The 10,506-nt window shown below is 66.2% G+C and carries 10 protein-coding genes; 7 read left to right on the top strand and 3 right to left on the bottom strand.

Annotation, left to right across the window (positions count from 1 at the left end):
- Nucleotide 1: 1 nt before the first annotated feature.
- The 5 genes from ACVT6V_RS27920 to ACVT6V_RS27900 are packed head-to-tail and all read left to right on the top strand — an operon-like array spanning nucleotide 2 to nucleotide 5,581.
- The gene (locus ACVT6V_RS27920; RefSeq protein ID WP_489897299.1) at nucleotides 2-1,261 is read left to right on the top strand and encodes an MCE family protein; all 1,260 of its coding nucleotides are present in this window, start codon (nucleotides 2-4) and stop codon (nucleotides 1,259-1,261) included.
- Nucleotides 1,261-2,466 carry an MlaD family protein gene (locus ACVT6V_RS27915; protein ID WP_489897298.1) on the top strand — a complete coding sequence of 402 codons (1,206 nt, stop codon included), beginning with the start codon at nucleotides 1,261-1,263 and terminating at the stop codon, nucleotides 2,464-2,466. The genes ACVT6V_RS27920 and ACVT6V_RS27915 overlap by 1 nt, the downstream gene beginning before the upstream one ends.
- Entirely contained in the window at nucleotides 2,466-3,905 is a 1,440-nt protein-coding gene (locus ACVT6V_RS27910) for an MCE family protein (protein ID WP_489897297.1), read from the top strand. Before ACVT6V_RS27915 ends, ACVT6V_RS27910 begins: the two co-directional genes overlap by 1 nt.
- Nucleotides 3,869-4,960, top strand: a complete 1,092-nt coding sequence (locus tag ACVT6V_RS27905) for an Rv1363c family protein (protein ID WP_489897296.1) — start codon at nucleotides 3,869-3,871, stop codon at nucleotides 4,958-4,960. Before ACVT6V_RS27910 ends, ACVT6V_RS27905 begins: the two co-directional genes overlap by 37 nt.
- Entirely contained in the window at nucleotides 4,961-5,581 is a 621-nt protein-coding gene (locus ACVT6V_RS27900; protein ID WP_489897295.1) for a hypothetical protein, read from the top strand.
- Nucleotides 5,582-6,163: 582 nt separating this feature from the next.
- Here ACVT6V_RS27900 and ACVT6V_RS27895 read toward each other — a convergent pair.
- The 3 genes from ACVT6V_RS27895 to ACVT6V_RS27885 form a co-directional block, all read right to left on the bottom strand.
- Nucleotides 6,164-7,666 carry an aldehyde dehydrogenase gene (locus ACVT6V_RS27895; protein ID WP_489897294.1) on the bottom strand — a complete coding sequence of 501 codons (1,503 nt, stop codon included), beginning with the start codon at nucleotides 7,664-7,666 and terminating at the stop codon, nucleotides 6,164-6,166.
- A gap of 134 nt (nucleotides 7,667-7,800) precedes the next feature.
- The gene (locus ACVT6V_RS27890) at nucleotides 7,801-8,520 is read right to left on the bottom strand and encodes an LON peptidase substrate-binding domain-containing protein (RefSeq protein ID WP_489901047.1); all 720 of its coding nucleotides are present in this window, start codon (nucleotides 8,518-8,520) and stop codon (nucleotides 7,801-7,803) included.
- Nucleotides 8,521-8,553: 33 nt separating this feature from the next.
- The gene (locus ACVT6V_RS27885) at nucleotides 8,554-8,862 is read right to left on the bottom strand and encodes an antibiotic biosynthesis monooxygenase family protein (protein ID WP_489897293.1); all 309 of its coding nucleotides are present in this window, start codon (nucleotides 8,860-8,862) and stop codon (nucleotides 8,554-8,556) included.
- Nucleotides 8,863-8,939: 77 nt separating this feature from the next.
- On the opposite strand from ACVT6V_RS27885, the gene ACVT6V_RS27880 reads away from it, so the two are divergent.
- On the top strand, nucleotides 8,940-9,320 hold the full coding sequence (locus tag ACVT6V_RS27880; RefSeq protein ID WP_489897292.1) for a DUF427 domain-containing protein: 381 nt from the start codon (nucleotides 8,940-8,942) through the stop codon (nucleotides 9,318-9,320).
- A 54-nt stretch (nucleotides 9,321-9,374) separates the two neighbouring features.
- Nucleotides 9,375-10,205, top strand: coding sequence for an alpha/beta fold hydrolase (locus ACVT6V_RS27875; RefSeq protein ID WP_489901046.1), 831 nt, complete (start codon nucleotides 9,375-9,377; stop codon nucleotides 10,203-10,205).
- Nucleotides 10,206-10,506 lie beyond the last annotated feature (301 nt).

Below are 10,506 nucleotides of genomic sequence, written 5' to 3'. Positions count from 1 at the left end.
CATGGGTGTCGGCAAACGGGTCTGGCAGGTGATGGCCGCCGTCGTGCTCGCGATCCTGGTGATCGTCGCGGGCTACTTCGGCATCACCCGTGCCACGACGAACACCATCACCGCCTACTTCCCGTCGGTCACCGGGCTCTACAACGGGGATCCGGTGCGGGTGCTGGGCGTCAACGTCGGCAAGGTGGCGTCGATCTCACCGCGCGACGGCGACGTGAAGGTCACCATGCGGGTCGACAAGGACACGCCGGTCCCGGTCGACGCAAAGGCCGTCGTGGTGGCGCAGAGTCTGGTGTCGGGCCGATTCATCCAGCTCACGCCGGTGTATACGGACGGGCCGAAGATGACCGACGGCGCGGACATCCCGATGGAGCGCACCGCGGTCCCGGTCGAATGGGACGACATCAAGAAGGAACTGACCAAGCTGACCAAGGCCGTCGGACCGAAGGGCGCCGATCCGGGGTCGGCCGCCAAGCTGATCGACGTCGCCGATCAGAACCTCGACGGCAACGGCGCCGCGCTCAACGAGTCGATCAAACAACTCTCCGATGTCATGGGCACGCTGTCGGCGGGGCGTGGCGATCTGTTCGCGACGGTGCGCAGCCTCCAGAAGCTGACCCAGGCGCTGTCCACGAGTCACGAACAGCTCGTCCAGTTCAACGGCCGGATCGCGTCGGTCAGCAGCGTGCTGGCCGGCAACACCGACGCGCTCAACGGCGCGCTGCACAACCTCGACAGTGCCTTGAGCGATGTGCAGAACTTCATCGACACGAACGGCAAGACCCTCTCGGGGTCGGTCAGCAAACTGTCCGACGCGACCAAGATCCTCGCCGACAAGGACGAACAGATCCGCGGTCTGCTGCACTCCGGGCCGAATCAGCTCGCGAACTTCTACAACATCTACAACCCGCTCACCGGATCATTGTCGGGCATCTTCGGTCTCGGCATGGGTGCCAACCTGATCACCCTGCTGTGCGGAACCATGCAGGCCAACGATCGGCCCGGCCAGAGTGAGGCCGAGGTGGAGAAGTGCGTCGACGTGTTGGCGCCGGTGCTGTCGTCGATCTCGATGAACTATCCGCCGTTCCTCACCAACCCGGTCACCGGCATCAACGCGCGGCCGGACCAGATCCAGTACCAGAACGCGAGCGTCAAGGCCCGGGCACAGGCCGGCATCCGCCAGCAGGATGCCCAGACGCGCAAGGACAACGGCGGCGGGGCCCTCGGCAATCTGCTCGTACCTTTCGGGGGTGAGGGCTGATGCGCCGAGTGGGTGTGGCGCTGGTCCTCGCCGCGGTGATGGCCACCGCGTCGGCGTGCGGCTTCCAGGGCCTCAACAGCATGGCGATGCCCGGAGCGCAGGGCACCGGAACCGGGTCCTACGAGATCTCGGCGATGATCCCCACCGCCGCAGGTCTGGAGTCGAATGCGCCGGTGATGATCGACGACGCGACGGTGGGCAGCGTCGGCAAGATCGAGGTCAAGGACTGGAACGCGCAGGTGGGCATCCGTCTCGACGAGGGTGTCACCGTGCCGAAGGGGTCTCACGTGATGGTGGGGATGACCAGCGTGCTCGGGTCGTCGCATCTGCAGATCGTGCAGCCGGAGAAACCGACCGGCGGGGTGTTGGCGCCGGGGGACCAGATCCCGCTGACGAAATGTCCGGAGCAGGCGAACATCACGACCGATCCGGACGTGCCCGCGGTGCCGGACATCAACTCGGCCCAGCAGGTTGCGGCCTGTACCTACCCGACCACCGAGCAGGTGCTGAGTTCGTTGTCGGTGGTGCTCAACGGCGGCGGCCTCGCCCAGTTCGGCGACATCGTGCACGAGATGAACGACGTGCTGACCGATCGGCAGGACGTGATCCGCGAACTCGTGCCGCGGCTGAACACTCTGATCGGCGACCTGAACCGGCAGAAGGCCAACATCATTCGTGCGACGGAGGGACTCGACCGGCTGTCGGCCGCGATCAACGCGCAGACCCCGACGGTGGAGAAGGCACTCGCCGACGCCCCGTCGATCCTGGGTCTGCTCGTCGATCAGCGCCAGCAGTTCACCGACACCCTCGCCGCGCTCGGCAAGCTGTCGAAGACGAGCAACGACATCATCAACGCCAACGATCAGGACATCAAGACGATCGTGTCGAAGCTGTCGCCGGTGCTCGATCAGCTCGCGGCGACCGGCCCGGCCCTGACCCAGTCGCTCGGCATCTTCCTGACGTTCCCGTTCTACGAGGAGGCGATCCCGAAGATCGTGAAGGGCGACTACGTCAACGCCGATCTCGTCCTCGATCTCTCCTTTGGCCGACTGTCCCGAGGACTGGCGTCCTCGGTCGGCCTGGTCGGTCCGGAGGGGATCGTCGGCCAACAGGCAGGAGCGGCCAAACGTGGACTCGACCCGTTCACCTCGCCGCTGAGTCCTGCGGGCATGCAGCCGAAGAAGGACAAGGACGGGGGTAACTGATGAAGATCACCCGGTTCGTCCGCATCCAGTTGCTCATCTTCTCCATCGTCACGGTGGTTGCCCTGATCGCGGTCGCGGTGTACTACATCCGCGTTCCGGCGATGTTCGGTATCGGTCAGTATCGGGTCGAACTCCAACTGCCCAGCACCGGAGGGCTCTACCAGAACGCCAACGTGAGCTTCCGCGGCGTCGACGTCGGCAAGGTGACAGGCGTCCGGTTGACCGAGAACGGTGTGCAGGCGGAACTCTCGATCGGCAGCGACGCGCAGATCCCGGCGTCGTCGAATGCGGCTGTTCGCAGCGTGTCCGCGATCGGTGAGCAGTATGTCGAGTTCACCCCCGTTCCCGACGGGCCGTCCGGGTATCTGCACGAAGGTTCGGTCGTCACCAGTGACGATGTGCCCGTGGAGATCTCCAGCATGCTCGATCAGGCGAACGCTCTGCTCGAGAAGGTCGGCGACACCAAACTGCGATCGGTGATGGACGAGGCGTTCGTCGCATTCAACGGCACCGGTGAGGAACTGCAGCGGTTGCTGGACTCGATGACGTTGCTCGTCGACGACGCAACGAAGAACACCGATCAGCTGCTGGATCTGGTGGACCAGGCCGGGCCGTTGCTGGCCACTCAGTCCGCCACGACGGACGAGATCCGCTCGTGGACAGCCGATGTCACCAAGTTCACCGACCAGCTGCGCGCCAACGACCCGGAGATCACCGACATCCTGTCGAAGGGGCCGTCGACGGCATCCCAAACACAGCAGCTCTTCGAGTCGATGAACCAGACCCTGCCGATGCTGATCGCGAACCTGGGTGTGACGTCGAAGACGCTGGCGGTCTATCACCCGAACCTGCAGCAGATCGTCGTGATCTATCCGCGACTGATGGCATCGCTGCTGACCGCGTTGAACACCGAGAACGGACAGTACGGCGCGAACGTGGACTTCGCGTTGGGATTCCAGGATCCGGGGACCTGTACCGTCGGGTTCATGCCTGCAAGCCAGTGGCGGTCACCGGCGATCCAGACCGCGCGCGACATTCCGCCCGGCATGCTGTGCCGGGTGCCGCAGGACTCCAACGTCGCCGTCCGCGGCGCCCGCAACTTCCCGTGCGCGGAGTTTCCGGGCCGTCGAGCGTCGACACCGGAGGAATGCCGGACGGGTTACAAGGCGGTCGGGGAGAATGTCCCCTTCCCGCAGGGTCTGCCGTTCGGGCTCAAGGTTCCCGGGCAACCCGCGACAGGTCAGCCCGCCGGCCAGACCACACAGGCGACGCCATCGAACTACACCCCGGGGCCCGCGGTCTACGCCACCCCGTACGATCCGAAAACGGGTGACTACATCGGTCCGGACGGCAAGACGTACAACGCCGGTCTCGGACAGGATTCGCAAGGACAAGACACCACATGGCAGAGCCTGATAACGAAGACCGTGCAGAAGTGACGTCGGAGCAATCCGACTCCAGCGCAGCACAGAACGACGGCGAGACGCCCCCGCAGGAGCTCGAGGCGTCGGAGACCGCGGCGCAGGAGACCGAGGCGTCGGAGACCGACGCTCAGGAGACCGCGGTGCAGGAGACGGCGGTGCCGGAAGCGTCCGATCCGTCCGGCCCGGTGCGTCGCGCCCCCGTTCGCAAAGCTCCCATCGGGCGGGGACGCAAGAAGTCCGGCCGCGCAGAGGAACCGAATGCGGCCGAACCCGCCTCCGATCACGACGCCGACGAATCCAAGGCTGACGAATCCAGGGCTGACGAATCCAGGGCTGACGAGTCCAAGGCTGAGGAACCCGAGGCCGTGGGATCGCGAGCCGAGGCGGGGACAGCCGAGCAACCGACGGTCGAGGAGCCCGCGGCCGAGGGCATGGACGGCGGTGCTCCGCCGAGTGAACGGAGCATCGGCTACCGGGAGCGCAGGCGTGCACGCAAAGCCGCGCAGCGTCGGGGCCGGGACAGGCGGGTCGGGGAAGGAGCGGCCGACGGTTCGCCGGTCCGCTACCGCGGTGCCAACTCGTCGAAGGCGCGGCGGATCGTGCTGGGTGTCGTGTGTGGCGTCGCGATCCTCGCCTGCGTTGCGGCATCGATCGTCTTCGCGGTCGGAATCAACCGGTACGACGACAAGAATGCGCTGCGCGCCGAGTACTCGGACTTCGCTGACCAGATGATCGTCAACCTCACCTCACTCAACCCTGACAACGTTGACGGTGCATTGAAAACGCTGCAAGACAAGACAAGTGGCAAAGCGCAGCAGCAGATGCAGGACTCCATGAAGCAGGCGGTCGGCCTGATCAAGGACGAGAAGATCACAACGAAGACCACAATCCTGTCCGACGCGGTCACCAAGGCAGAACCAGACGAAGGCACCGTGATCGTCGTCTACGGGTGGCAGATGAACAACCCGGATCCCAAGGAGCAGACGATCGTTCAGACGTTCCGCTGGCGGGTCCAGATGACCCGCATCAACGGTGACCTGAAGATGACCAATTTCGAGTGGGTGACCTAGATGAAGATCACGACCGGCCGTGTCGTCGCGGCAACCCTCGTGGTCCTGGTGGTCGCCTCCGCGGCTGTCGCGGTCTTCCTCGGCCTACGGTTCTTCGACGCGCGCGCCACCGAGGAGGCGCGGGATTCGTCACTCGCGGCGGCAAAGCAGTACGCCACCACGATGTTCGGCTACACGCCGGACAACGTCAGTCAGCACATCGATGAGTCGATGGACGTGGTGACCGGTCCCGCGAAACCCACGTACGACGACCTGGTCACCAAGAACAATCTCGCCGCCGAGGTCCGCAAGCAGAACGTGGTGTCCGCGGTGACCATTCAGGACGCCGGCGTTGTGACCAACACCAAGGACACCTCGACTGTCCTGATCTTCATGAACCAGTCGGTGACCCGCAACGACAAGGAGCTCGTGCGCGTCGATCCCAGCCGCCTCACGTTCTCGATGGTGAAGCAGGACGGCCGTTGGATGATCAACGGCATCGACGTGATCACCGACGATTCGTTCCGCAGCCGCATCGAGCAGACCGACACGCCCCCGCCGGGCGCGGTGCCGCTGCCGGCCCCGAGCGCGTCGGCAACGCCGTCCGCAACCCCGTCACCCTCGGCGGCACCGGCGGGCTGACTCCACCTGGTTCCTGTGGCGCGAGCTTGCGAGCGTCCTGTCGCTCCATGAGGCGCGAGCTTGCGTGCGTCCTGTCGCTCCCTGAGGCGCGAGCTTGCGTGCGTCCTGTCGGTCCCTGAGGAGCGAGCTTGCGAGCGTCCTGTCGGTCCCTGAGGAGCGAGCTTGCGAGCGTCCTTGTCGGTCCCTGAGGAGCGAGCTTGCGAGCGTCACGAAGGGGCGGCCCTTCGTGACGCACGCTCCTTCGTCGCGGGCTCCTCAGGGGGCGGTGGATTGGCTCCCGCGTCCGGGTTCAGCAGTCGGTGGACTCGTTCTTTGGTGCCAGTGGTTCACCACCAGCTCCCTGAGGAGCGAGCTTGCGAGCGTCCTGTCGGTCCCTGAGGAGCGAGCTTGCGAGCGTCCTGTCGGTCCCTGAGGAGCGAGCTTGCGAGCGTCCTGTCGCTCCCTGAGGAGCGAGCTTGCGAGCGTCCTGTCGCTCCCTGAGGAGCGAGCTTGCGAGCGTCACGAAGGGCCGCCCCCACATTCCTTACACAAGAAAAGGGGTCGGCCGCCGTCGGCGACCGACCCCACTTCCCCTGTGAGAGATCAGGATTCGGAAGAATATCCCATCGGCATGAGGATCGACTTGTGCTCCAGGTAGGACTCGAGCCCTTCGCGGCCGTTCTCGCGCCCGATGCCGGAGTTCTTGTAGCCGCCGAAGGGGGACGCGGGATCGATTGCGTACCAGTTGATCCCGAGGGTGCCGGTACGGACCTGCCTGGCGATCTCGACGCCGCGCTCGACGTCGGAGGTCCAGATCGAGCCGGCCAGACCATAGTCGGAGTCATTTGCGATGGCGATGGCCTCGTCGACCTCGTCGTAGGCGATCACGCTGATCACCGGTCCGAAGATCTCCTCGCGGGCGATGGTCATGTCGTTGGTGACGCCGGTGAAGATCGTGGGCGTCACATAGAAGCCGTTCTCGAGGCCCTCGGGCCGAGTGCCCTCCAGGACTGCTGTCGCGCCTTCTTCCTTGCCCTTGGCGACGTAGCCCTCGACCTTGTCGCGCTGCTTGGCGGTGATGATCGGACCGAGCATTGTGCCCTCGGCCGTCGGCAGGCCCGGCGTGAACGACTTGGCGGTTTCGACCATCGCGGCCACGATCTCGTCGTGCCGCGACCGGGGGACCAGCACGCGCGTCTGCGCGACACAGGCCTGGCCGGCATTGATCAGGCCCGCCGAGAACACCAGCATGTGGATGTTGGCGTCGAGGTCGACGTCATCGAGGACGATGGCCGCCGACTTGCCGCCGAGTTCGAGCGAACAGCGCTTCAGGGTCTCGCCGCACCGCGCGGCGATCGCGCGGCCGGCCGCCGTCGAGCCGGTGAAGGTGATCTTGTCGACGTCGGGGTGGTCGACGAGCGCCTTGCCGGTCTCGACGTTCCCGGGCACCACCGAGATGACACCCTCCGGGACGCCGGCCTCGACAAAGATCTGTGCGAGCAGGTTGGCGTTCAGCGGTGTCTCGGGCGCCGGCTTCAACACGATCGAGCAGCCCGCGGCCAGGGCGGGACCGAACTTGTTGCACAGCAGGAACAGTGGCACATTCCAGGCGATGATCGCGCCGACGACACCGACGGCCTCGCGGGTCACCAGGGTCTCGCCGAACAGACCGGTGCGCTTCTCCTCCCACGGGAAATCGGCGGCGGCCGCGGCGTATCCCTGCAGCACACCGGTCGCGGGCAGCTGTTGCAGAGTGGCGACGTCGGTCGGGGTCGCGCCCATCTCGGCCGACACCAGGTTGGTTATGTCGGCGGTGCGTTCGTTGATCAGCTCGGCCGCCCGGTTGAGCACGGCGGCGCGGTCGGCCGCCGGGGTCTGGCTCCAGATGCCGGAGTCGAAGGCGGCGCGCGCCCGCTGGACCGCGGTGTCGACATCCACCTTGTCGGCAAGCGGGACCGATCCGACACGTTCCCCGGTGGCCGGTGAGAACACCTCGAGCGTCTCGGTCGAATGTGGATCGACCCACTGCCCCCCGATGAACAGCTGGGGCTGGTCTCCGGCGCCGACGAGGGTGGAAGGTGGACGGGACTCGACGGTCTCGGTCATGAATGTGCTCCTAGAACGACGTGGGTCCACGGGGGCTCGACCCCCGTGCGTTCGGTGTGAACTACTCCACAACCGATACTAGAACACGTTCTAACTTCGCGGCCAGGGGTGGCCCGGTTCCGAGGTCGGGAGCGTCAGCGACCGAACCGGATCATCGCCGTCAACCCCTCGAGCACATCGTCGAGAACCGCGACCTGATCGGCGACCGAATCGCACTCGAGGAGCCGCTGACGATCCGCCGCACCGATCGGCAGCCGGATCGCCCACGCGAACAGGCCGGCCTCGATTACGTCGTCGAGATCGAAGGCCGGCAGATCGACCGGGACGGCGTCCGGCTGAGTTTCGGCCACCTCGTCGACGAACGCGCGCAACGCCTGGCCCAGCTCGATCAGGCGTGGATGGTCTGCGCGGGAGATCACCGGGTCCGGCAGCGGGGTGATGATCGCCCGAGGATACGGATCGTCGGGCAACCACTCGACGACACGAAACCGCTCGGTGCCCGTGCAGGTCAACGAAGCGCGTCCATCCGGTTGCTGCAGCAGATTCTCGATGCGGGCGAAGGTGCCGACGTCGTAGCGGACGTCACCGCCGCCCACCTCATGCCCGCGTGCGATCAGGACGACACCGAATCGGCCCGCTCGCTCCGCTCCCGGCGCCGGCCCGAATCGGCCCGCTCGCTCCGCTCCCGGCGCCGGCCCGAATCGGCCCGCTCGCTCCGCTCCCGGCGCCGGCCCGAATCGGCCCGACTCCGCCGACGTGCCGAGGCAGTCGGACAGCATCTGTCGGTAGCGCGGTTCGAAGATCCGCAGAGGGAGCGGCTCGCCGGGCAGCAGGGCGGTTCCCAGCGGGAACATCGGTGTCACCGGCGAGTCGGTCATGCGCAACCGTCAGGTCGACGGTTTGGCGTCGAGCACGACCTCGAACTCGAGTAGGTCTGCCCCGCTGGCCACAGGCTTGGCGCGCTCACCCGAGTGGGCTTCGCGGGCGGGACCCGAGGCCCACGCCTGGAAGTCCTCCTCGGATTCCCACTGGGTCACCACGAAATACCGGTCGTCGCCCTTGACGGGGCGCAGCAACTGGAAACCCAGGAATCCCTTGGAACCGTCGACCGAGTGTGCTCGGTTGGCGAAACGCTTCTCGAGCTCGGGTCCGGCACCTTCGGGGACAGAGATCGCATTGATCTTCACAACAGCCATGGGGTCAGCCTACTGGCACGCTGGAGACGAACATCAGTTCTTTCACCAACGACGTTTCGCCTCGGATCGGAGTTTCGATGTCGCGCCAGAAGCTGATACCAGGACCGGATCACCCGATCACGGTGTCCCCGACGGGCACCAGGGTCGTCGTCCGTGTCGGCGAGGTCGTCGTGGCCGACACCGCGAACGCGCACACCCTGCGCGAGGCGCGGTATCGGCCGGTGCATTACGTGCCGCTCGCCGACGTCGACACGTCGCTGCTGCGCGACAGCGACACGACGACCTACTGCCCCTTCAAAGGCGACTGCAACTACTACGACATCGTCGTCGACGGCGGGGTCGTCGAGGATGCCGTGTGGACCTACCGCGAGCCCTACGATGCCGTCGCCGACATCGCCGGGCACGTCGCGTTCTATCCGGACAAGGTGGACATCACCGTCGACGTGACGCCCGACTGAAACGGTTCCCCAGAATCGAATGCACCGCGGCATACCCTTGAGTCCGTGACCGCCATGCCCACCACGCCGAACGACGGGATCGGCGGTGCCACAGCCGACATCGGATTGCTCGATCACGGCGGTCCGATGACACCGGACGGTCAGCCGATGCACGGAGTCGGGCCCATCGTGTTGTTGCACGGTCTGATGGGGCGCGGTCGCACGTGGCGTCGCCAGATCCCGTGGCTGCGACGACACGGCCGCGTGTTCACCTTCGATGCCGCGTTTCACACCGGCCGCGATGTCGCCATGCCCGATGACCCGGCGGAATTGAGCACCGAACGTTTCGTCGCGGATCTGGCCGAGATCCTCGTGTGGATCGATCAGGGCCCGGCAGTGCTCATCGGTCACTCGATGGGCGGCCTGCACGCCTGGTGTGCCGCGGCCACATATCCGGAGATGGTGTCGGCGTTGGTGGTCGAGGACATGGCACCCGACTTCCGCGGCCAGACCACCCGCACCTGGACACCGTGGTTCGACAGCTGGCCCGACCGCTTCGAGTCGATGGACCACGCGCAGGAGATGTTCGGTGCGGTGGCCGGCCGGTACTTCTACGAGGCCTTCGACGAAGGTCGCCTGCACGGGAGCCTGCCGGTTTGGACCGAGGTCGCAGAGGAATGGGGAGGCCGCGAGTTCTGGACGCAGTGGAAGTCGGTGCGAGTGCCGGCACTGCTGATCGAGGCCGAGTACACGGTGACGCCGCCGGGTCAGATGCGCACGATGTGTTCGGTCAACCAGCGCGCGCAATACCTGCGGGTCCCGGGCGCCGGGCATCTGGTGCACGACGACGCGCCCTGGGTCTATCGAGGAGCCGTCGAGGCCTTCCTGTCGGCATTACCGCACTGAGCTCCGGGTGCCTGCGGGTTCGTCGTGAAGGGTCGGCCCTTCGTGACGCATCCTCGCAGGCTCGGAGGCTCCTCAGGGACCGGTTGGACGCTCGCAGGCTCGGAGGCTCCTCAGGGACCGGGTGGCAGGGTGCCGGCGGAGGGGTTCTACTCCCGGGTGCTGGGGTTGGCAGGGTGCCGGCGGAGGGGTGTCCAACCCCGATCCCTGAGGAACCCCGGAGCGCCAGCGGAGGGGTGTCACGAAGGGTCGGCCCTTCGTGACGCATCCTCGCAGGCTCGGAGGCTCCTCAGGGACCGGGTGA

The organism is Gordonia sp. LMA167, assembly GCF_058130025.1.
The sequence above is the reverse complement of the archived record's forward strand: the minus strand, read 5'-3'. Positions and strand labels throughout refer to the sequence as shown.